Consider the following 21,706-nt stretch of genomic DNA (forward strand, 5'->3'; position numbering starts at 1 on the left):
GCCTCACCGTGCCCGTTCGACTCCGCCGGTAGCTCGTGTCGTGGAACCGATGTGGAGAACTGCTCCCATCCAGCCTCCGGTGGAGCGAGGGTGGAGTGGCACCCAGCGCGGTGCGCTGACGCCAGCGCGGGTCGTCGGTCTCAGCGCGGGTCGCTGTGCCGCGGGGGCTGGGACTCGGCGTGAGCGCGGGTCCAGCGCGTGAGCGCGTGCCTCCGGAGACCCGCGCTCACGCGCCAGGACCGCGCTCGCGTCAGCGCACCGCGCTGGCGAAAGGGGGAGGGAGAATGCACAACTCCTCCGTCCCCGTCTCAGGAGGCCGTCTTGGTACGACGGTGCCCCTCGGGGGAGGGAGGAGTTGTGGTTCGTTCACCGGTCGGGATCCGGTGGCTTCTGGCTCGTCGCTCGGCACGCGGCCGGGACAAGCATGTTCGAGGGTACCGAAGTACCCGCCGACCCGCGAGTGGGGATCGCCCTGATCAGTCCTCGTCCTGGCCGAGCGTGCCCAGGTAGAGGCCGATCACCTTGTCATCCGAGAGGAGTTCGCGGCCCGTCCCGGTGTAGGCGTCACGACCCTGGTCGAGCACGTACCCGCGGTCGCAGATCTGCAGACAGCGACGTGCGTTCTGCTCCACCATGATCGTGGTGACGCCGGCCTTGTTGATGTCCGAGACCCGGATGAACGCGTCGTCCTGTCGGACCGGCGACAGCCCCGCGGACGGCTCGTCGAGGAGCAGCACGTGCGGATCCATCATGAGGGCTCGCGACATCGCGACCATCTGACGCTCACCACCCGACAGCGAACCGGCGCGTTGCTTGAGCCGCTTCCCGAGTTCGCTGAAGATCCCGGTGACGAACTCGAGGCGCTCGTTGTACTGCTTCGGCTTCTGGAACAGCCCCATCTTGAGGTTGTCCTCGATGGTGAGGCTCGGGAACACGTTGTTCGTCTGCGGGACGAACCCGACGCCGCGCGCCACGAGCTTGTTCGCCCGGAGCCCCGTGATGTCCTCGCCGTTCAGCAGCACCTGCCCGCTGCGCACCTTCACCTGTCCGAAGATCGCCTTCAGCAGCGTCGACTTCCCCGCACCGTTCGGTCCGATGATGCCGATGAGCTCGCCCTTCCGGGCGGTCAGGTTGGCGCTGTTCAGGATGTTCACGCCGGGGAGGTACCCGGCGGTCAGATCGGTGACCTCCACGACCATCTCGGCGGTCTTGACCGCGGTGCCGCCGACCGGCGCACCCTTCACGTCGCTCATTTCCGCTCCTCCTCGGGCTCGGCACCAGCCGCGAGCCGTTCGTCCTCGATCTCGGCGAGCAGCTCCTCGGCCGCAGCGCTGTCCTCTCCGGCGATCCTGCCGGTCACGACCCCGAGGTCGACGTCCTGGTGGCTCCCGAGGTAGGCGTCGATGACGGCGGGGTCCTCCATGACGGTGTCGGGCGGGCCCTCGGCGACGACACGACCTTCGGCCATGACGACCACCCAGTCGGCGATGTGCCGGACCATCTGCATGTCGTGCTCGACGAACAGCACGGTCATGCCCTCGTCCTTCAACGCCAGGATGTGGTCGAGGAGGGACTGCGTGAGCGCCGGGTTGACGCCGGCCATCGGCTCGTCGAGCATGACGAGCTTCGGATCGCTCATGAGCGCCCGCGCCATCTCGAGGAGCTTCCGCTGCCCACCGGACAGGCTGGCCGCGTAGTCGTCGCGCTTCGTGTCGAGCTTGAAGCGACGCAGGAGGTCCATCGCCTTGACCTCGAGGTCCTCCTCCTGCCTCCGCCAGAGCGGCTTCACGAGGCTCGAGAAGATGCCCTCGCCGGTCTGGCCGGTCGCGCCGAGCTTCATGTTCTCGAGCACCGTGAGCAGGCCGAGCGCCTTCGTCAACTGGAAGGTCCGGACCTGACCCATGCGGGCGACCTTGAACGCCGGGACGCCGCCGAGGCTCTTACCGTCGAAGTTCCACGTCCCGGTGTTCGGCTTGTCGAAGCCGGTCAGCAGGTTGAACAGCGTGGTCTTACCGGCACCGTTCGGGCCGATGAGGGCGGTGATCGCGTTGCGGGGCACCTCCAGGTGCTCCACGTTCACCGCCTGCAGGCCGCCGAAGGTCCGGGTGACCTGGTCCGCGATGAGGATCGGGTCGACCTTCTTGACGCCCGGGACGATCTCGCCGACGTGGAGGCCGGTGGTCTTGACCGGTCGCGAGGTGGGTGAGCTGTTACTTGACAAAGGTCAGCTCCTTCTTGTTTCCGAGGATGCCTTGCGGCCTGAAGATGACGATCAGCATGAGCGCGACGCCGACCAGCACGTAGCGGAGCGTCGACGCCTGCGTCGAGCTCATGAACGGCAGGACGTCCGCCTTCACGAGCGCCGGGAGGACGTTCGAGAGGAACGCCATGATCACCCAGAAGATCACCGAGCCGAGCAACGGCCCGAAGACCGTCGCGGCTCCACCGAGCAGGAGGATCGTCCAGATGAAGAAGGTGAGACTCGTGACGTACACGCTGGGCACGACCGCGGAGGGGAGCGCCAGCACCACCCCGCCGAGCGCACCGAACACGCCACCGACGACGAGCGCCTGCATCTTGTAGGCGAACACGTTCTTGCCGAGGGCGCGCACGGCGTCCTCGTCCTCGCGGATGCCCTTCAGCACGCGGCCCCAGGGGCTGCGCATGAGGAGGAACACGAGGAGTGCGGCGACGGCGAGCAGCAGGATGCCGAAGATCCGGACCCACCACTGGTTCGCGTTGAGTTCCCAGGGCCCGAAGCCGTACGTGCCCGGCGGGATCGGGTTCGCGGCCCGGAAGCCCTCGTGATAGTTGCCGAGTCCGTCGGCCGAGTTCGTGAACTCGTCGAAGACCTGCGTGGTGAAGAGGAGTCGGACGATCTCGGCCGCCGCGATGGTGACGATGGCCAGATAGTCGGCCCGCAGTCGCAGGGTCGGGATGCCGAGGATGAAGGCGAAGACCACCGAGGCCAGACAGCCGACGATGATGCCCGCCCACCACGGGAGGTTGAAGCTCAGGATCGAGATGGCGTAGCCGTAAGCGCCGAGTGCCATGAACCCCGCCATACCGAAGTTCAACAGACCGCCGTAGCCGAAGTGCACGGCCAAGCCGAGTGCTGCGAGCGCGTACGCGATCGTCTCCGGGCTGATGACCCAAGCGAGCGTGTTCGAGAGAATGCTTCCCCAGTCCATGCGCGTGCCCCTAACCGATTCTCTCGCGACGTCCGAGGATGCCCTGCGGTCTCACGAGGAGCACCGCGATGAGCACCACGAGGGCGCCGACGTACTTGATGTCAGACGGGATCCAGAGCGTCGAGACCTCGACGAGGATGCCGATGATGAGGGCGCCGACCATGGCGCCGAAGGCGGTTCCGAGCCCGCCGAGGGTGATGGCCGCGAAGATGAGCAGGAGCAGCTGCGCTCCCATGTCCCACTTGATGCCCGGTCGGAAGTACGCCCACAGGATGCCGGAGAGACCCGCGAGGGTCGCTGCGAGGATCCAGACGATGCGGACCACGCGGTCGACGTCGATGCCGCTGGCCGCGGCGAGGCTCGGGTTGTCCGAGATGGCTCGTGTCGCCTTGCCCGTCTTCGTCTTGATGAGCCACCAGGCCACGCCGAGGAGCACCACGACGCTGACCGCCATGCTGATCATGTCGGTGACGCTGAGCGAGACCGTGCCGAACAGCTTGATGTTCTCCTCTCCGGAACCGGGCAGCTGGAACGTCCCGCCGCCGATGAAGTAGAGGAACACGTAGCGGAGCGCCAGCGACAGGCCGATCGAGACGATCATGACCTGCACGATGCCGACGCCCTTGCGTCTCAAGGGTCTCCAGATGCCCGCATCGAGCGCGAAGCCGAACGCGGCGCTCAAGGCGAGGGCGATGATGATGGCCAGCCAGATCGGCCATTGCAGGAACACCCCGAACACGAGCGCCATGATCGCGCCGAAGGTCACCATCTCCGCGTGGGCGAAGTTGCTGAGTCCGGTGGTGCCGAACACGAGGGAGGCTCCGATGGCGGCGAGGGCCAGCATGAGGCCGAAGTTCAGGCCGTTGACGAGTCGTTCGGCGAGTTGGTCCCAGAAGCTGACGGTGACGCGGACGCCCTCGCCGAGGAAGAAGTTCACTGATTTCGATTGGGTGAGACCGAACTCGGCCTCGATGGTCGAGCCGCCCTCAGCGACGATGACGCCCTTCGGGAGGGTCTCCTCGTCGAGCGTTACCTTGTACGTACCTTTCTCGGGGACGCCGATCTTCCACTTGCCGTCGGCGTCGGTGTCGACATCGGCCTTGTAGCCGTTGCCGTCGACCGTGATGTTCACGCCTTCGAGTGGTTTGTCGTCGTACTTGACGTTCCCAGCGAAGTAGAAGTCGTACTCCTCGCCCACCTCGTCAGCATGAGCCGGGACGGCGCTCATGACGGACGTGAGGGTGATGGCCCCGAACAACAGGGCGATGAGGAGCACGAATCTCCGTGCCAGTCTCGGGTTTCGGGTCGTTCCAGCGAACTTCACTGCACCTCCAGTGCCGGGCCACTTCCGTGGACCGTTCTCCTGCGTCGGACAACGCTGTTCGACGATAGAACCTGATTATTGCCTACATGTTTCGCCCATGCGTATTTCTCCGCATCGATTTGTCGGGATCGTGGAATAGGGGTAGGCCCTGCTCGGTTACGATGGTGATACCGGCAGGTCTGCGTTTCTCCGGTGTGTTCGTGGCTATGAGAGGGATAAATGGACCAGCCTGATCCGTTCGGATTCGTAGGACTCACGTATGACGATGTGCTGCTGCTGCCCGGGCACACCGACGTCATCCCGAGCGAGGCGGAGACCTCGTCCCGCCTGACGAAGCGGATCACCGTGAACACGCCGCTGCTGTCGAGCGCGATGGACACCGTGACCGAGGCCCGCATGGCGATCGCGATGGCTCGCGAGGGCGGCATCGGGATCCTGCACCGCAACCTGTCGATCTCCGACCAGGCCGAACAGGTCGACCGCGTGAAGCGGAGCGAGTCGGGCATGATCACGAACCCGATCACCACCACGGCCGACGCCACCGTCGCCGAGGTCGACGAGCTGTGCGGCCAGTTCCGCATCTCGGGCCTCCCGGTCGTCGACGACAAGGGTGTGCTCGTCGGCATCATCACGAACCGCGACATGCGCTTCGTGTCGCCGTTCGAGAAGGCCACGACCCGCGTCAGCGAGGTCATGACGAGCACCGGTCTCGTGACCGCTCCCGTCGGCACCGACCGCAACGCGGTGATGGCGCTCCTCGCACAGCACCGCATCGAGAAGCTGCCCCTCATCGACGAGGCGGGCAAGCTCAAGGGCCTCATCACCGTCAAGGACTTCGACAAGAGCGAGAAGTACCCGCTGGCCACGAAGGACGACACCGGTCGTCTGCGGGTCGGTGCGGCCATCGGCTTCTTCGGCGACGCCTGGTCCCGTGCGGGCCAGCTGCTCGACGCCGGTGTCGACGTCATCGTGGTCGACACGGCCAACGGTGAGAGCGCCGGTGTGCTCGACATCATCCGCAAGCTCAAGGCCGACCCGGCGTTCGCCGGTGTCGACGTCATCGGCGGCAACGTCGCGACCCGCTCCGGCGCGCAGGCGCTCATCGAGGCCGGCGCGGACGCGATCAAGGTCGGCGTCGGTCCGGGTTCCATCTGCACCACGCGCGTCGTCGCGGGTGTCGGTGTCCCGCAGGTCACCGCGGTCTACGAGGCGTCGCTCGCGGCGCGCGAGGCGAACGTCCCGGTCATCGCCGATGGCGGTCTGCAGTACTCGGGCGACATCGCGAAGGCACTCGTCGCGGGTGCCGACACCGTCATGCTCGGCTCGCTCCTCGCCGGCACCGACGAGAGCCCCGGCGACCTCGTGTTCGTGGGTGGCAAGCAGTTCAAGAACTACCGCGGCATGGGATCGCTCGGAGCCATGCAGACGCGAGGCGAGAAGACCTCGTACTCGAAGGACCGCTACTTCCAGGCCGACGTGCCGAGCGACGACAAGCTGATCCCCGAGGGCATCGAGGGCCAGGTGCCCTACCGCGGCCCGGTGTCGGCCGTCGCGTACCAGCTCATCGGCGGGCTGCGTCAGTCCATGTTCTACGTCGGCGCGCGCAACATCGGCGAGCTGAAGGCCAAGGGCAAGTTCGTCCGCATCACCTCCGCGGGCCTCAAGGAGTCGCACCCGCACGACGTGCAGATCGTCGTCGAGGCGCCGAACTACCGCAAGTAGGCACCCGCACGAACGCCGACGGTCCGGCAGGCTTCCGCCTGCCGGACCGTCCTCGTTCCAGGCGACCGGTAGGCTGGTGCGGTGAGCATGGATATTGAGATCGGCCGGTCAAAGCGCGCACGGCGCGCCTACGCGTTCGACGACATCGCCGTCGTCCCGTCGCGGCGGACCCGCGACCCACAGGACGTCTCGGTGTCCTGGTCGATCGACGCCTACCAGTTCGAGATCCCGGTGCTCGCAGCACCGATGGACTCCGTCGTCTCGCCGACGACCGCGATCATGATGGGCCAGCTCGGCGGCGTCGGCGTCCTCGACCTCGAGGGCCTCTGGACGCGGTACGAAGACCCCGAGCCGCTGCTCGCCGAGATCCGGTCGTTGCCGGTCGGCCGCGCGACCGCGCGCATGCAGGAGATCTACTCGGAGCCCATCAAGCCCGAACTCGTCACGGCCCGGCTCGCCGAGATCCGCGCGGCCGGAGTCACCGTCGCCGCAGCCCTCTCGCCGCAGCGCACGCAGGAGCTCTACGAGACCGTCGTCGCCGCAGGTGTCGACCTCTTCGTCATCCGCGGCACCACCGTGTCGGCGGAGCACGTCTCCAAGAACCAGGAGCCGCTCAACCTCAAGAAGTTCATCTACGAACTCGACGTCCCCGTGATCGTCGGTGGCGCGGCCACGTACACCGCAGCCCTGCACCTCATGCGGACCGGTGCGGCCGGCGTCCTCGTCGGCTTCGGTGGCGGCGCCGCCTCCACCACGCGGGCCTCGCTCGGCATCCATGCCCCGATGGCGACCGCCGTGGCCGACGTCGCCGGTGCGCGTCGCGACTACCTCGACGAGTCCGGCGGCCGCTACGTGCACGTCATCGCCGACGGCGGTCTCGGGACCTCGGGCGACATCGTCAAGGCCGTCGCAATGGGGGCCGACGCCGTCATGCTCGGCACCGCACTCGCCCGCGCAACGGACGCACCCGGCGGTGGCTGGCACTGGGGTGCCGAGGCGCACCACCTGCACCTGCCGCGCGGACGCCGTGTCGAGGTGGGGACCGTCGCGACGCTCGAGGAGATCCTCTACGGCCCGTCGCCGAAGTCTGACGGCACGGCCAACCTCATCGGCGCGCTCCGTCGCTCGATGGCCACCACCGGCTACTCCGACCTCAAGGAGTTCCAGCGGGTCGAGGTCGTCGTCGCGCCGTACCAGGGCGCCTAGCCCTGCCGGAAGCGAGCCGCTTCCGCAAGCGGTTGTCGGGTCGCATCGCGCCGACTAGCCTCTGAGGCAGAGCCTCGTGGACGAGCACCTGCCTCCGGCAGGATCATCGCGAGGGCGGTTCCAGCGAGCGGAGTTCGACGATGGCCACCACCCACAACAACGTGTCACGTTCCACCAAGCTGGGGATGGAGGAGCGCGACGCCGCGATCGAAGCGTTGAAGTCGAAAGAGCTCGACATCCTCGTCGTCGGTGGTGGCATCGTGGGCACCGGTGCAGCGCTCGACGCCGTCACGCGCGGTCTCAGTACCGGTCTGCTCGAGGCGCGCGACTGGGCGAGCGGCACCTCGAGCCGGTCCTCGAAGCTCGTGCACGGCGGTATCCGGTATCTGGAACAACTCGACTTCCGACTCGTCCGAGAAGCGCTCATCGAGCGCGGGTTGCTGCTGCAGCGCATCGCGCCGCACCTCGTGAAGCCGGTCCGGTTCCTGTACCCGCTCAACAAGCCGGTCTTCGAGCGCCTCTACATCGGCGCCGGCATGCTGCTCTACGACCTCTTCAGCTGGACCGGCGGCCGTCCGCCCGGCGTCCCGCACCACCGGCACCTGTCCAAGCGTCAGGTCCTGACCTCGATCCCGAGTCTCAAGTCGGACGCGTTCGTGGGTGGACTCACCTACTACGACGCCCAGGTCGATGACGCCCGGTACGTCTCATCCCTCGCGCGGACGGCGTCGGCCTACGGAGCGCACGTCGCGAGCCGCGTGCGGGTCGAGGGCTTCATCAAGGTCGGTCAGCGCGTCGTGGGCGTCAAGGCGCACGACCTGCAGACCGACGAGCGCTTCGAGATCCGCGCCAAGCAGGTCGTCAACGCGACCGGCGTGTGGACCGACGACACGCAGTCGATGGTGGGGGAGCGGGGCCAGTTCAAGGTCCGCGCGTCGAAGGGAATACACCTCGTCGTGCCGCGCGACCGCTTCCAATCGAACATGGGGCTCCTGCTGCGCACGGAGAAGAGCGTCCTCTTCGTCATCCCGTGGGGCCGACACTGGCTCATCGGCACGACCGACACGGACTGGCACCTCGACAAGGCGCATCCGGCGGCGACGGCGGCGGACATCGACTACCTGCTCGAGCACGTCAACAAGATCCTCGCCGTCCCGCTCACCCGTGAGGACGTCGAGGGCGTCTACGCCGGCCTCCGTCCGCTGCTGGCCGGCGAGTCGGAGCAGACGTCGAAGTTGTCACGCGAGCACCTGGTCGCGCACTCCGTCCCCGGACTGGTGGTCATCGCCGGTGGCAAGTGGACCACGTACCGGGTCATGGCGAAGGACGCGATCGACGCCGCGGTGGACGCCCTCGACGGCAAGATCCCGGCGAGCGCGACGGAGAACATCGCCCTCCTCGGAGCCGAGGGGTATCAGGCGGCCTGGAACAAGCGGGGCAAGATCGCGCGGGCCTTCGGGGTGCACACGGCGCGTATCGAGCACCTGCTGAACCGCTACGGCGTCCTGACGGATGAGCTGCTCGACCTCATCAAGGACGACCCGACGCTCGCCGAAGCACTGCCGGGAGCGGACGACTACATCGGGGCGGAGATCGTCTACGCGGCCTCCCACGAGGGCGCCCTCCATCTCGACGACGTCCTCGCCCGTCGGACGCGGATCTCCATCGAGGCCTGGGACCGCGGTGTCTCGGCGGCCCCGGTCGCGGCGAAGCTCATGGGTGGGGTCCTCGGGTGGGACGAGGAGCGCATCGAAAAGGAGGTCTCCTACTACACGAAGCGCGTCGCCGCGGAGCGGGCGTCGCAGGAGCAGCCGAACGACGAAGCGGCGGACCGCGTGCGCCTGGAGGCACCGGACATCGTCCCGGGGGCCTGAACCTGCGGTGATCGCCCGCAGCGGAACGGCTGCGGGCGCCTCGGGCGGGCGGGCCAGGTGTGGCGGATAGACTAGGAGGACTGCCACAACAAGCCTGAGGAGTACAGCCATGGTGGATGTTCGGCGGGTCAAACTTCCCGGGGTCGGTGTGCTCCACACCTTCGTCACGGACGACGGCGGCAAGGTCGGCGTCATCGCCCACCGGTCCGGCCACAGCGACCTCATCACCTTCGCCGACCACGAAGACGGTGCCGATGCCGGCAAGGTGTCGCTCCGGCTCAACGAGGACGAGGCGCACACGCTGGCCGAACTCCTCGGTGGCACACAGATCACCGAGTCGCTCAGCGCGCTCGACCAGATCCCCGGCCTCAGCATCGACTGGTTCACCGTCGACTACGAAGACCACATCGCCGGGCAGCCGCTCGGGAACCCCGCCGAGAAAGGCATGGTCGGACTGACCGTCGTCGCCGTCGTGCGTGGCGACTCCGCCAACCCGGCCCCGGCAGCGGACTTCCGGGTCTTCCCGGGAGACACCCTCGTCGTCGCGGGCAGTCCCGAGAAGGTCGCCAAGGCCTTCGCCTACTTCCGTTCGGGCGCCGTCAAGAAGGTCGCCGTCGACGCTCCGCCCGGAGGGTAGGCATGCTGCACGCCGCGACCGAAAACCCCCACCTCGGCCAGGATCTGCTCATCCTCGGCGTCCTGTTCGTCATCGCCTACATCCTCGGCCGCCTGGGCAAGCTGATCGGCCTCCCGTCGATCCCCGTCTACATGCTCGTCGGCCTGCTCGCGAGTCCGTACACGGGTTGGTTCCCGCTCGACTTCGCCAGCGCGCAGATCGAACTCATCGCCGTCTTCGGCCTCGTGCTCCTGCTGTTCAACCTCGGTCTGGAGTTCGATCAGGACGAGTTCTTCGGCAACGCCGGGAAGCTCATCGTGTCCGGTGGCTCCTACATCCTCGTCAACATGGCCGCCGGGCTGGTGTTCGGGTTCCTGGTCGGGTGGGGCACGCGAGAGGCGCTCATCATCGCCGGCATCACGGCGACGAGCTCGAGCGCGATCGTCACGAAGCTCCTCATCGAGCTCAAACGGCTGACGAACGACGAGACCCCGATGATCCTGGGCGTCACCGTGGTGGAGGACATCTTCATCGCCATCTACCTCGCCATCGTCGGAGTCGTCCTGAGCGGCGAGACCGAAGTGTGGCCGGTCATCGGCAAGCTCGCGATCGCGTTCACGTTCATCCTCGTGATGTTCGCGATCGCGCGCTTCGGCGGCCGATTCGTGTCGCGGTTGTTCCGCACGAAGGACGACGAGCTCTTCACGATCCTGTTCTTCGGCCTCGCGGTCGCGTTCGGCGGTATCGGCGAGCTCCTCGGGGTCACCGACGCGATCGGCGCCTTCCTCATCGGGCTGGTCCTCGGAGCCACCCGGTTCCGCAACAAGATCGAGCAGATCGCGATCCCGCTCCGCGACGTGTTCGGTGCGTTCTTCTTCTTGAACTTCGGCCTCGCGCTCGACGCGACGAAGTTCGGCAGCGTCCTCGTCCCGGTCCTCCTCGCTGTCCTCATGACGGTGGTCCTCAACGTCCTGGCCGGTCAGTTCGTCGCCTGGCTCAACGGACTCGGGCCGCAAGCGGGGATCAACGCCGCGGTCATCCTGCAGAATCGCGGCGAATTCGCCCTCATCCTCGCGACGCTCTCGCTGAGCGCAGGGCTCAACCCGCTCATCCAACCGTTCGCCGGGCTCTACGTGCTCATCATGGCGGTGATGGGCCCGATCGTCGCAGGCCGGTCCGAGCAGATCGGCGCCGTCATCCTGCGTCCGCGTCGCCGGAAGGCGCGCCGAGTGGAGCAGGTGGACACGACGGCGCAGGAGTCCATCGCGCTCGTCGAGGGTGCGGGCGACGACCAGGGCACGACGGACGTCGACACCGATCAGGCGGCCATCGACCGACTCGTCGAACAGGCGATGAACGACCAGGAACCACCAGCACGAAAGCGAGAGCCCGATTACTAGCACCGCCCCGTCGGCACCAGGCCCCGACAACCACGGACAGGTCCGTCCGACGCTCCGCTCCGTCATGCTGCGTCCCCGGTGGATCGGCGTCCTCGTCCTCTGCCTCGCCGTCGCGGGCGCGTTCGCCGCGCTCGGGCAGTGGCAGCTCGCACGCGCCATCGAATCCGGGCAGGTGGTGCCGACCGAGACCGAATCGGTCCGGCCACTCGCGGACGTCCTCGAACCGGGCGTCGGTATCCGAGAGGCGGACGCCGGACAACGGGTGAGCGTCTCGGGCACCTGGGTGCCGGAGGACTACCTCGTGGTGGGCAACCGGGTGAACGACGGCACGCTCGGGTACTGGGTGACGGGCCACCTCGCGACCGACCGCCCGGATCAGGCCGGTCTCGCCGTCGCGCTCGGGTGGACGAAGGATCGCGAGACCGCCGACCGTGTCGCGGAGGCATTGAACGCGGACGCCCCCACCGGTGCCGTGGAGCTCGAAGGGCGTCTGAACCCGCCGGAGGGCCCGGAGGAACCGGCAGCGGACGCCGCACCGACCGACCTCGACAACATGTCGGTCGCCGCGCTGCTGAACCGCTGGAACGACGCCGACGGCCTGCGGGTGTTCAGTGCGTTCGTCGTGGACGACGTGGCCGTCGACGGACTCGAGCCCATCTCGTCACCCGCGCCCAGCCAGGAGATCCAGCTCAACTGGTTGAACATCTTCTACGCGGCCGAGTGGGTCGTCTTCGCGTGCTTCGCCGTGTTCCTGTGGTTCCGGCTCGCCAAGGACGCCTGGGAGCGCGAGATCGAGGAGCTCGAGGACGCCGAGGAGGAGGCCGCAGCGCTCCGTCCGTGATGTCCGGTCGCTTGGCGGCCGCGGGTAGGATGGGGGCATGCCCCTCCAGCCGAAACCGTCGACGTTTCCCGCGATCCGAGGCGCGCTGAAGTTCTACCAGGTGGCCGCCCCCATCACCGGTGTGCTGCTCCTGTCGCTCTGCGCCGAGATGCTCATGAAGTACGCGTTCGGCCTCGAGCTCGAACTCGGCGGTGCTTACGGCTTCCTCGCCTTCGTGCCCTCCGGCACCGCCACCGCCGTCAACCTGAGCACGGGCATCCTCATCATCCACGGCTGGTTCTACGTCGTGTACCTGTTCGCCGCGTTCCGGCTCTGGAGCCTCATGCGGTGGAACGTCCTGCGTCTGCTCTGGCTCGCGCTCGGCGGCATCATCCCGTTCCTGTCCTTCTTCTTCGAGAGCCGCATCCCGCGGGAAGTGAAGGGCTACCTCTCCGGCCGCGAAGCAGCAGCGGCCGCCGAACCCGTGGAGTCCATGCAGTGAGTGAAACCGCCCCCGCCGCCGCAGCGGAGCAGACCGCCGCCCGACCGGTCCTCGTCGTCGACTTCGGTGCGCAGTACGCGCAGCTGATCGCGCGTCGCGTCCGCGAAGCCGGCGTGTACTCCGAGATCGTGCCGCACACCGTGTCCGCCGCCGAGGTCGCCGCCAAGAACCCCGTCGGGATCGTCCTGTCCGGCGGCCCGTCCAGCGTGTACGAGCCGGGCGCTCCGTCGCTCGACGAGGGCATCCTCGAGCTCGGCGTCCCGACCTTCGGCATCTGCTACGGCTTCCAGGTCATGGCCAAGCAGCTCGGTGGAGAGGTCGCGCACACCGGTCTCCGGGAGTACGGCGCCACCGACGCGACCAGCGTCGTCGACGTCCCGGGCACCCTCCTGCACGGCGTCCCGACCGAGCAGAACGTCTGGATGAGCCACGGCGACTCCGTCTCCAAGGCCCCCGAGGGCTTCGAGGTCCTCGCCTCGACCGCCTCGACTCCGGTCGCCGCCTTCGCGAACGCGGAACGCGGCCTCTACGGCGTCCAGTGGCACCCCGAGGTCAAGCACTCCGCTTACGGCCAGCAGGTGCTCGAGAACTTCCTCCACCGGGCGGCGGGCATCCCGGCCGACTGGAACAGCGGCAACGTCATCGCCGAACAGGTCGACCGCATCCGCTCCCAGGTGGGCGACGCCAAGGTCATCTGCGGGCTCTCCGGCGGTGTCGACTCGGCCGTCGCCGCGGCGCTCGTGCACAAGGCCGTCGGCGACCAGCTCGTCTGCATCTTCGTCGACCACGGCCTGCTCCGGAAGGACGAGCGGCGCCAGGTCGAGGAGGACTTCGTCGCCTCGACCGGTGTCCGGCTGGTCACGGTCGACGCCCGCGAGCAGTTCCTGTCGGCGCTCGCCGGTGTCAGCGACCCGGAGCAGAAGCGCAAGATCATCGGCCGCGAATTCATCCGGTCCTTCGAACAGGCCGAGATCGACCTCGTCAAGGAGGCCCAGAGCGAAGGCGAGCCCATCCGCTTCCTCGTCCAGGGCACGCTGTACCCCGACGTCGTCGAGTCCGGAGGCGGATCCGGCACGGCCAACATCAAGAGCCACCACAACGTCGGCGGCCTGCCGGAAGACCTCCAGTTCGAACTCGTCGAGCCCCTGCGCACCCTGTTCAAGGACGAGGTCCGGGCGATCGGCCGCGAGCTGGGCCTCCCGGAGGAGATCGTCGGCCGTCAGCCGTTCCCCGGTCCCGGACTCGGTATCCGCATCGTGGGTGAGGTCACGGCCGAGCGTCTCGACCTCCTCCGCGACGCCGACGCGATCGTCCGCGAGGAGTTGACCGCGGCCGGGCTCGACCAGGAGATCTGGCAGTGCCCCGTGGTCCTGCTGGCGGACGTCCGTTCCGTGGGCGTGCAGGGCGACGGCCGCACCTACGGTCACCCGATCGTGCTGCGACCGGTGTCGTCTGAAGACGCCATGACCGCCGACTGGACCCGCCTGCCGTACGACGTCCTCGCGCGCATCAGCAACCGCATCACCAACGAGGTGAAGGACGTCAACCGCGTCGTGCTCGACGTCACGTCGAAGCCGCCGGGGACCATCGAGTGGGAGTGATCGCTCCCTGAAGCATCGGAAGGCCGTCCCGTTCGCGGGGCGGCCTTCCGTCGTCCGCGCCCTTCGACAGGCTCAGGGACCGGGTGGGTGGCTCAGGGACCGGGGGGCTCAGGGGACCGGGTGGGTGGCTCAGGGACCGGGGATGGTGCCCGGTGCGCGGGGCCCGGTCCCTGAGCCTGTCGAGGGGCAGCACCTCGACCGGCCGGTTCCTCGGACGACGAAGGCCCGCCCCGCGAACGGGACGGGCCTTGCCGTGCGTGCGCTCCTAGTTGCGGGAGATGGCCAGCAGACGCAGGATCTCGACGTAGATCCAGATGACCGTGACCATGATGCCGAAGGCGCCGGTCCAGCCGTACTTGGCGGGTGCGCGGTTCTGCACGCCGCGCTGGATGAAGTCGAAGTCGAGCACCAGCGAGTACGCACCCATCAGCACCGCGAAGATGCCGATGACGATCCCGAGCGGGATGCCGAAGATCGTCGCGCCGTAGAGGCCGAACGGGTTGTTCAGGACGCCCGTGAACATGAGCACGAGGTTGAGGAGCTGGAAGACGCCGTAACCGATGATGGCGACGAGGAAGACCTTCGTCAGCTTCTTGGAGGCGCGGACCTTGCCGCTCGCGAAGAGCGCGAGGGTCACGCCGACGACAGCGAGGGTCGCGAGGACCGCCTGGACGACGACGCCCGACCATGCCGGGTTCGCCTCGAAGACGCGCGAGATGCCGCCGACGAAGAGTCCCTGGAAGACGGCGTACCCGAGGATGAGCGCCGGGACCGGCTCCTTCTTGAAGGAGTTGACGAGCCCGAGACCGAGACCACCGATCATGCCGATGATCATGGGGAGGGCGTAGCCGCTGCCTGCCTGCAGGAGGGAGGTCGTCCACATCCAGGAGACGACGGCGAACACGACGAGGACGGCGAACGAGCCGAGCGTCTTGACGAGCGTGTTCTCGATCGTCATGCGGTCGGCGGTGCCGACGCCCGCCGGTGCGGTGGGCTGCTCGTACATCTTGCGGAGCTGTTCGGCGGTCAGCGAGGGGTTCGCTGCTTGAGCTGCCTGCAGCGTCCCGCCTCCCTGCTTCGCGAATGCCGGGTTCTTCGAGAACGCGGGATTGTCGAGGGCCATGGCTGATTCCTACTCTCAGTCGTGGAGGCTGTGTCGCGCCAAGCGGCGCTGCTGACACCCAGAGTATCCGAGTTCCCTTTGAATCAGCCGGGTCGCGCGTGGAAAACCCCGAACGGGCGCCGATGTTCGCGGCGGGCTGACAGCCGGCACCCTGCGCGCACGCTGGAGCGTCGTCCTAGGCTGATGGCGTGCGCATCGACTCCCTGCCCAACCCGCTCGTCATCGGACACCGCGGGGCTCCCGGTTACCGCCCCGAGCACACCGAGTCCTCCTACCGCTTGGCCGTCGCGCTGGGTGCGGACGCCGTCGAGCCCGATCTCGTCGCGTCGAAGGACGGCGTCCTCGTGGTCCGACACGAGAACGAGATCTCCGGGACGACCGACGTCGCCGCCCGGGCGGAGTTCGCCGACCGGCGGACGACGAAGCGCGTCGACGGCCACGAGCTGACCGGATGGTTCACCGAGGACTTCACCTGGGCCGAGCTGTCGACCCTGACCGCGCGTGAGCGGATCCCCGAGGTGCGGACGGTGAGTGCGGGATTCGACGGCACCGAGGGCATCCTGCGGTTCGCCGACCTCGTCGAGGTCGTACGCAGCGCGGCCGCAGCGCACCGACGACCCGTCGGTGTCGTGGCCGAGGTGAAGCACGCCGACTACTTCGCTTCGATCGGACTCCCACTCGATCGACTCCTGGCCGAGGAGCTCGCCGCTCTGGGGTTCGGCACCGATTCCGATGCCGAACCGCTCATCATCGAGTCGTTCGAGCAGTCGGTCCTCACGGCGTTGCAGGCCCGTCGGGTGCAGGCGGAGTTCGTGTACCTCATCGAGCGGTCCGGCAGGCCGAGCGACCTCGTCGCCCGGCTGGGGGATTCGGCCCCGTCCTACGCCGACGCGATGACCGACGCAGGACTCGCGGCGCTCGCCCTCGAGGTCGACGCCATCAGTGTGGACAAGGCGATGCTCATCGACCTCGACGACGACGGCGCCCACCCGACGGACCTCGTGGAGCGCGCCCACGCGGTGGGCCTGCGCGTCTACACCTGGACCCTCCGCCCCGAGAACCGATTCCTCGCGCCACCCTTCCGGGACGGGTCCGATCCGGCGGCGGTCGGCCGCTGGCTCGAGGAGTTCGTCCTGGTGCTCTCCTCGGGGGTCGACGGCTGCTTCGTCGACCAGGCCGACCTCGGTGTCGCCGCCCGGTCCGCGGCCGGCGAGCGGGCGGAACACCGCGACGGCGGTGCTCGGCCGAGCGATGTCGGAGGCAGCGCCTAGACTTGCAGGCGATATGGCGAGCTCTCCTTCTTCGAACGCCGACGCCGTGCAACCGGTGATCGTCGGCTGGCCCACGGCAACCGTCCCCGAGTCGTCCTCCGACGAGCGTGCCGGCGGGAGTCGGCTGCTGGAGGGGCTCAACCCGCAGCAACGGATCGCGGTGGAGTACCGGGGCCAGGCCCTGCTCATCGTCGCCGGTGCCGGATCGGGCAAGACGAGTGTGCTCACCCGCCGCGTGGCGCTGCTGCTCGAGCAGCGGGAGGCCTGGCCGAGCCAGATCCTGGCGATCACGTTCACCAACAAGGCCGCCGCCGAGATGCGTGAGCGGGTGCAGGCGCTCGTCGGCCAGGCCGCGCAGGGCATGTGGATCTCCACCTTCCACTCCGCCTGCGTCCGCATCCTCCGGCGCGAGGCCGAGCACTTCGGCTTCACCAAGAACTTCACGATCTACGACAGCGGCGACCAACGCGCCCTGTTGAAGCGGATCATCAAGGAGCTCGAGGCCGATGCGTACGGCTTCACGCCATCCAACACCTCCGCGAAGATCTCGAAACTGAAGAACGAGCTGTCGGACGTCGAGTCGTATTCCCGCACGATCAACACGAACGACCCGCAGGAACTCGTCTTCCTGCAGGTCTTCCGGAAGTACACGCGCGCGCTGGCCGACGCGAACGCCTTCGACTTCGACGACCTCATCAGCCAGACGGTGTTCCTCTTCCGGGCCTTCCCGCACGTCGCCGCGCAGTACCAGCAGCGGTTCCGCCACATCCTCGTCGACGAGTACCAGGACACCAACCACGCCCAGTACTCGCTCATCCGGGAGCTCACGCGTGCGCCCGAGGCCGGCACGGATCAGCTCGCCATCACCCGCACCGAGGGTGCCTCGCTCACCGTCGTCGGCGACTCGGACCAGTCGATCTACGCGTTCCGCGGGGCCGACATCCGGAACATCACCGAGTTCGAGCGCGACTTCCCGGGTGCCAAGGTGGTGCTGCTCGAGCAGAACTACCGCTCCACGCAGAACATCCTCTCGGCCGCGAACGCGGTCATCTCCAACAACTTCGACCGCAAGGACAAGAAGCTCTGGACGGCCGTCGGCGACGGAGAGAAGATCGTCGGCTTCACGGGGTACTCCGGCCACGACGAGGCGCAGTTCATCGCGGACGAGATCGAGAAGCTCAGGAACGCCGGCACGGCCTACAGCGACATCGCGGTGTTCTACCGCACGAACGCCCAGACCCGTGCGCTCGAGGAGATCTTCATCCGCGCGGCCCTGCCGTACCGGATCATGGGCGGCACCAAGTTCTACGAACGCGCCGAGATCAAGGACGCCCTCGCCTACCTCGTGTCGGTCGCGAACCCCGCCGACATCATGGCGCTGCGGCGCATCCTGAACACGCCCAAGCGTGGCATCGGACCGGCGACGGAGACGGCACTCGCGAGCTTCGCCGAGAACAACGGCGTCACCTTCCGCGAGGCCATGCGGCGTGCCGACGCCCTCGGGCTCGGGCCGAAGGTCACGAGCGCGATCCTGCAGCTGTCGGCGCTCCTCGACGAAGCGCAGGCCGCGCTCGACGACGCCGCTGCGGCCGACCGCCCGACGGCGTCCGCGACCGCGGTCGGCGACGTCCTGTCGCTCCTCATGACGAAGAGCGGCTACCTCGACTCGCTGCGCAACAGTCGCGACCCGCAGGATGAGGCACGCGCCGAGAACGTCGACGAGCTCATCGCCGTCACCAAGGAGTTCGCCAAGAACAACCCCGACGGCGGCATCGTCGACTTCCTGACGGAGGTCTCGCTCGTCGCCGCGGCCGACGACCTCGACGACGCGACGGGCAGCGTGTCGCTCATGACCCTGCACACGGCGAAGGGCCTCGAGTACGATGCGGTCTTCCTGACGGGCATCGAGGAGGACCTCCTCCCGCACCGGATGTCGGCGAACGAGCCTGGCGGCCCGGCGGAGGAGCGGCGCCTGTTCTACGTCGGCATCACCCGCGCCCGTAAGCGCCTGTACCTCTCGCTGGCGATGACTCGTGCCCAGTACGGCGAGACGGCCGTCGCCATGCCCAGCCGCTATCTGCAGGAGATCCCGGCCGAACTGATCGAGTGGCGTCAGTCGCCCGGCAACGTCAACGGTCGTGGTGGAACCCAGTCTCGCGCCCTGAACGCCCGCCGCGCCCCTTCGAGCGACCGCTGGTCGGTCCGCTCGCTCCCGGAAGGAGCCTCCGCGGGCGACACCCGGTTCTCCGGCGGTTCGAGCAAGCCGGAGACGGCCTGGGCCAACCGCATCACGGCGAAGGTCCGCGACAACGGTGATCTCGAGCTCGTCCCCGGCGACCGCATCTCCCACGCGGACTTCGGTGTGGGGCGGGTGAACGCCGTCACCGGCGAGGGCGCGAAACGCATCGCCCACGTGCAGTTCGAGTCGGCGGGAGCCAAGAAGCTGCTGATCAAGATCGCCCCGATCGAGAAGGTGGAGTGACCCCCTGTCCCGTCGGCCGTCCCCGGCGGCATCAGGTTCCCCAGTCCTGGCGAAGCCTCTAGGCTGAGGCATCATGGCTCTGTTCTCCAAGCGCAACGCGTCCGATGCCCGATCCGCAGCGGCGGAGGCAGCGACCTCCGCCCGCGAAACCGAGGAGGACACGACCCCCGCGGTCGCCGAACCGGTTCCGCACGTTCCCATCTCGGTCACGACGGTCAGTTCCGCCGCACGGACACCTGAGGCCCCCGTATCGGTGCCGGCTGCCCCGGCGGCCGCTCCGGCGCCCGCGGCCGCGGAGCCCGACACGAACGTCGACCTCGCCCAGGCGCTCACGGCCCTGGCCGAAGGCGGTGACGAGCGTGCGATGATGCATGTCCTGCGCCAGAGCATCCAGGGCAAGCTCCTGCTGTCCACGAGCCTCGACGGTGTCTCGGAGGAGGACAAGGCCGCGGGACGCGTCCCGCTCGGCGTCCACCGCGACCCGGAGGGGGCCGTCTACCTCCTCGCCTTCACCTCGCCTCGCGAGCTCGAGAAGACGCGGACGGCCGAGGGCCCCGTCTCCGGGGTCGCGGTGGACGCGGTGTGGGCGCTGCGTCAGGCGGCCGGCGAAGGCTACGCCGGCATCGTGCTGAACCCCGCCGACGGAAAGGCGAGTGCCGTCGTCCCGAAGACACTCATCGTCCGCCTCTTCGGTGACGGCCGGAACAACGACCTCGCCAAGCAGGCGCTCGCCCAGCCTCGCGACGCCGATGCCCTCCAGCAGCTGGTGGCGGCACTCGCCGCACACGGCGGATTCGTGGCGGGACGAGCAGAGATGGACGAGGAGGGTAACCGCAAGACCGTCGGCATCGCGGAGACCCGGCTCGGGGACCGCCGCCTGCTCGAGGTCTTCACCTCGCCCATCGAGATCGCGGCGCTCGGCCGAGGCGACGACGCGTATCCCGTGACCGCCGCGGAACTGGCGGCTGCGCTCCGGAGCGACGAGGGCATCACCGGGATCATCGTGAACCCTGCGGCACCGTGGCTGGACGTCGACCGCGCCCAGCTCGCACCCCTCCTCGACGTGCGCTGAGCGTCGCACCCGCTCCACTCGGCGTGATCCGCCGACGGAGAGCGAGCAGGATGCCGCCGAGCGCGAGCGCCCCGATCGCCGCAGAGCCGGCCGTGAGCAGGGAGTGGTCGTCGGCACCGGTCTCGGCGAGGCGCGCTTCGGGCACGGTCGGTGTCGAGGCGAGTGTGATCTCCGACGCGACCCCGAAGGCGGATCGCCAGGGGCGGATCATCGCGCCGCCGTTCTCCGGCAGGGTGTCGCTCGGCTCGATGCGTTCGACCCAGACGTAGTAGCCGTCCTCGGGAAGCACGCAGGACGGTGTCGTGTACTCGCCGGGGCCTGCATCCACGAGCGTCTCGACCTCGCAGACCACTGGTGCTCCGAGCGGGACCTCCGGTGCCTCGACCGGGCGCTCCGCGAACGGACCGAGCAGCTGGCTGCGGACGGTCACCGGGATCGGTGTGTACGGTCCACCCTCCGGTCCGATGAGGCCCCACTCCGCGGCGAGGCCCGTGTCGGTCGCGATCCCGACCGACAGCCGGTCGGTGATCTCGGTTCCCGGTGTCGCCGTCGCGTGCGAGGTGGTGGTGACGACGACCGGCTGGAAGGGGAGTGGTGTGGGGCGCTCTCGGTCGGCGCTCGCCCCGGCGGCGACCGTGATCGGGCGGGCGACGAGGACGCTCTGCACGTTGGCAGCGCTTCGAGCGATCGTGAGGCCCGCCCCGTACGGCAGCTCACCGAAGGTGGCGTTCGCTGAGAACGCCACGACGGCGGCATCGGTGCTCGGCAGGATCCGCAGGCTCTCACCGTTCCCGACGATCCGCTCGGACGTGCCGTCCTCGAAGGTCGCACCGTCGAGGGTGACCGTCCCGGTGTGGGTACCCGGTGGCAGGGTGGTGACGCCGGAGGAGACGAAGTCGACGGCGAGTTCCGTTCGGACGAGGTCGAATCCGTCCTCGCCGCGTTCGATGGACATGGTGGCGCTCGCTCCCCGACTCGCGCCGCCGGGTCCGTCGGCCTCGGCGAGCATCTGATGGGCCAGTGCCAGCACGCGGTCGGCGCTCGCTCCCGCCCGAGCGGCGATCTGCGCCGGTGTCCACCCGTTCAGGCCGGTGATCATCCAGGTGGCGAGCTGTCCAGCAGCCGCCTCGTCGGCGTCCTGGCTGGCACCCCAGTGTCGCGAGAGGTAGGCCAAACGGGCGGCGTCCTCAGGGGTGAACCAGCCGAGCGATGATCCGTCGACGTGCTCGTAGGCGTGACCCGGCGGGATCGGGAGGTCGAGGTTGATGCAGAACCCGACCGTCCCGTCGTCGAAGGCCCACGAGCCGAGCCAGCGGCCGTTCGAGGCGTCGCGGTGGCCGTAGGCGGCGCCGGTCGCGGTCAGGGCGGAGGACGCGGTGGCGCCGCCGAGGACGATGCCGAGGACGAGCGTCAGCAGGATCGGGACGGCCGCCAGGAGCCGGAGGATCCGCGGTCTGCCGCCGAGGAGGCGGCCGGTCTGGGGGAGGTGGTGTGTTGTCATG

Annotated in this window: 17 protein-coding genes; 11 read left to right on the forward strand and 6 right to left on the reverse strand. The window is 68.4% G+C overall.

Features of this window, described 5'->3' with window-relative positions; genetic code table 11:
* Positions 1-476 precede the first annotated feature (476 nt).
* From BWO91_RS05610 to BWO91_RS05625, 4 genes are read right to left on the reverse strand one after another with little or no spacing between them, the layout of a single operon-like run.
* A complete protein-coding gene (locus tag BWO91_RS05610; RefSeq protein WP_064296669.1) occupies positions 477-1,253 on the reverse strand; it encodes an ABC transporter ATP-binding protein in 777 nt (258 codons plus the stop codon).
* Positions 1,250-2,221, reverse strand: a complete 972-nt coding sequence (locus BWO91_RS05615) for an ABC transporter ATP-binding protein (RefSeq protein WP_079001732.1) — start codon at positions 2,219-2,221, stop codon at positions 1,250-1,252. The genes BWO91_RS05610 and BWO91_RS05615 overlap by 4 nt, the downstream gene beginning before the upstream one ends.
* Positions 2,211-3,191: a branched-chain amino acid ABC transporter permease gene (locus tag BWO91_RS05620; protein WP_064296667.1), complete on the reverse strand. Its 981-nt coding sequence runs from the start codon at positions 3,189-3,191 to the stop codon at positions 2,211-2,213. Before BWO91_RS05620 ends, BWO91_RS05615 begins: the two co-directional genes overlap by 11 nt.
* Before the next feature lie 10 nt (positions 3,192-3,201).
* Positions 3,202-4,419 (reverse strand): branched-chain amino acid ABC transporter permease, encoded by a 1,218-nt coding sequence (locus BWO91_RS05625; protein WP_064296746.1) that lies wholly within the window; start codon positions 4,417-4,419, stop codon positions 3,202-3,204.
* Between the two features lie 315 nt (positions 4,420-4,734).
* Between BWO91_RS05625 and guaB the strand changes: the two genes are divergently transcribed.
* From guaB to guaA, 8 genes are all read left to right on the forward strand, one after another.
* Positions 4,735-6,237 carry an IMP dehydrogenase gene (guaB, locus tag BWO91_RS05630; protein WP_064296666.1) on the forward strand — a complete coding sequence of 501 codons (1,503 nt, stop codon included), beginning with the start codon at positions 4,735-4,737 and terminating at the stop codon, positions 6,235-6,237.
* Positions 6,238-6,324: 87 nt separating this feature from the next.
* On the forward strand, positions 6,325-7,443 hold the full coding sequence (locus tag BWO91_RS05635) for a GuaB3 family IMP dehydrogenase-related protein (protein WP_064296664.1): 1,119 nt from the start codon (positions 6,325-6,327) through the stop codon (positions 7,441-7,443).
* 140 nt (positions 7,444-7,583) lie between these two features.
* On the forward strand, positions 7,584-9,317 hold the full coding sequence (locus BWO91_RS05640) for a glycerol-3-phosphate dehydrogenase/oxidase (RefSeq protein ID WP_205847578.1): 1,734 nt from the start codon (positions 7,584-7,586) through the stop codon (positions 9,315-9,317).
* Between the two features lie 109 nt (positions 9,318-9,426).
* Positions 9,427-9,954 (forward strand): cation:proton antiporter regulatory subunit, encoded by a 528-nt coding sequence (locus BWO91_RS05645; protein WP_056008027.1) that lies wholly within the window; start codon positions 9,427-9,429, stop codon positions 9,952-9,954.
* Between the two features lie 2 nt (positions 9,955-9,956).
* The gene (locus BWO91_RS05650; RefSeq protein ID WP_079001733.1) at positions 9,957-11,333 is read left to right on the forward strand and encodes a cation:proton antiporter; all 1,377 of its coding nucleotides are present in this window, start codon (positions 9,957-9,959) and stop codon (positions 11,331-11,333) included.
* 64 nt (positions 11,334-11,397) lie between these two features.
* Positions 11,398-12,174, forward strand: coding sequence for an SURF1 family protein (locus BWO91_RS05655; RefSeq protein ID WP_079001734.1), 777 nt, complete (start codon positions 11,398-11,400; stop codon positions 12,172-12,174).
* A gap of 37 nt (positions 12,175-12,211) precedes the next feature.
* A complete protein-coding gene (locus BWO91_RS05660) occupies positions 12,212-12,655 on the forward strand; it encodes a DUF3817 domain-containing protein (RefSeq protein ID WP_056778703.1) in 444 nt (147 codons plus the stop codon).
* Positions 12,652-14,256, forward strand: a complete 1,605-nt coding sequence (gene guaA, locus BWO91_RS05665; protein WP_079001735.1) for a glutamine-hydrolyzing GMP synthase — start codon at positions 12,652-12,654, stop codon at positions 14,254-14,256. Before BWO91_RS05660 ends, guaA begins: the two co-directional genes overlap by 4 nt.
* 265 nt (positions 14,257-14,521) lie before the next feature.
* On the opposite strand, the gene BWO91_RS05670 is transcribed toward guaA, so the two are convergent.
* Entirely contained in the window at positions 14,522-15,379 is an 858-nt protein-coding gene (locus tag BWO91_RS05670; RefSeq protein ID WP_071259472.1) for a Bax inhibitor-1/YccA family protein, read from the reverse strand.
* Positions 15,380-15,573: 194 nt separating this feature from the next.
* Between BWO91_RS05670 and BWO91_RS05675 the strand changes: the two genes are divergently transcribed.
* The 3 genes from BWO91_RS05675 (at position 15,574) to BWO91_RS05685 (ending at position 20,204) form a co-directional block, all read left to right on the forward strand.
* Positions 15,574-16,650, forward strand: a complete 1,077-nt coding sequence (locus BWO91_RS05675; protein ID WP_153303577.1) for a glycerophosphodiester phosphodiesterase family protein — start codon at positions 15,574-15,576, stop codon at positions 16,648-16,650.
* 13 nt (positions 16,651-16,663) lie between these two features.
* Positions 16,664-19,132: an ATP-dependent helicase gene (locus BWO91_RS05680; RefSeq protein WP_071259468.1), complete on the forward strand. Its 2,469-nt coding sequence runs from the start codon at positions 16,664-16,666 to the stop codon at positions 19,130-19,132.
* A 73-nt stretch (positions 19,133-19,205) separates the two neighbouring features.
* Positions 19,206-20,204: an SseB family protein gene (locus BWO91_RS05685; RefSeq protein WP_079001736.1), complete on the forward strand. Its 999-nt coding sequence runs from the start codon at positions 19,206-19,208 to the stop codon at positions 20,202-20,204.
* On the opposite strand, the gene BWO91_RS05690 is transcribed toward BWO91_RS05685, so the two are convergent.
* Entirely contained in the window at positions 20,131-21,705 is a 1,575-nt protein-coding gene (locus tag BWO91_RS05690) for a hypothetical protein (protein WP_079001737.1), read from the reverse strand. The genes BWO91_RS05685 and BWO91_RS05690 overlap by 74 nt on opposite strands.
* Position 21,706 lies beyond the last annotated feature (1 nt).

It is taken from the genome of Plantibacter flavus, assembly GCF_002024505.1.
GTDB classification, from domain to species: Bacteria; Actinomycetota; Actinomycetes; order Actinomycetales; family Microbacteriaceae; genus Plantibacter; species Plantibacter flavus_A.

Excerpts from the sequence above, each read along its gene's own strand:
- BWO91_RS05645 (WP_056008027.1), top strand. The coding sequence starts at position 9,427 with ATGGTGGATGTTCGGCGGGTCAAACTTCCCGGGGTCGGTGTGCTCCAC.
- BWO91_RS05655 (WP_079001734.1), top strand. The coding sequence starts at position 11,398 with ATGCTGCGTCCCCGGTGGATCGGCGTCCTCGTCCTCTGCCTCGCCGTC.
- BWO91_RS05680 (WP_071259468.1), top strand. The coding sequence starts at position 16,664 with ATGGCGAGCTCTCCTTCTTCGAACGCCGACGCCGTGCAACCGGTGATC.
- BWO91_RS05620 (WP_064296667.1), bottom strand. The coding sequence starts at position 3,191 with ATGGACTGGGGAAGCATTCTCTCGAACACGCTCGCTTGGGTCATCAGC.
- BWO91_RS05650 (WP_079001733.1), top strand. The coding sequence starts at position 9,957 with ATGCTGCACGCCGCGACCGAAAACCCCCACCTCGGCCAGGATCTGCTC.
- guaB (WP_064296666.1), top strand. The coding sequence starts at position 4,735 with ATGGACCAGCCTGATCCGTTCGGATTCGTAGGACTCACGTATGACGAT.
- BWO91_RS05690 (WP_079001737.1), bottom strand. The coding sequence starts at position 21,705 with ATGACAACACACCACCTCCCCCAGACCGGCCGCCTCCTCGGCGGCAGA.
- BWO91_RS05610 (WP_064296669.1), bottom strand. The coding sequence starts at position 1,253 with ATGAGCGACGTGAAGGGTGCGCCGGTCGGCGGCACCGCGGTCAAGACC.
- BWO91_RS05640 (WP_205847578.1), top strand. The coding sequence starts at position 7,584 with ATGGCCACCACCCACAACAACGTGTCACGTTCCACCAAGCTGGGGATG.
- BWO91_RS05685 (WP_079001736.1), top strand. The coding sequence starts at position 19,206 with ATGGCTCTGTTCTCCAAGCGCAACGCGTCCGATGCCCGATCCGCAGCG.
- BWO91_RS05625 (WP_064296746.1), bottom strand. The coding sequence starts at position 4,419 with ATGAGCGCCGTCCCGGCTCATGCTGACGAGGTGGGCGAGGAGTACGAC.
- BWO91_RS05660 (WP_056778703.1), top strand. The coding sequence starts at position 12,212 with ATGCCCCTCCAGCCGAAACCGTCGACGTTTCCCGCGATCCGAGGCGCG.
- BWO91_RS05635 (WP_064296664.1), top strand. The coding sequence starts at position 6,325 with ATGGATATTGAGATCGGCCGGTCAAAGCGCGCACGGCGCGCCTACGCG.
- BWO91_RS05670 (WP_071259472.1), bottom strand. The coding sequence starts at position 15,379 with ATGGCCCTCGACAATCCCGCGTTCTCGAAGAACCCGGCATTCGCGAAG.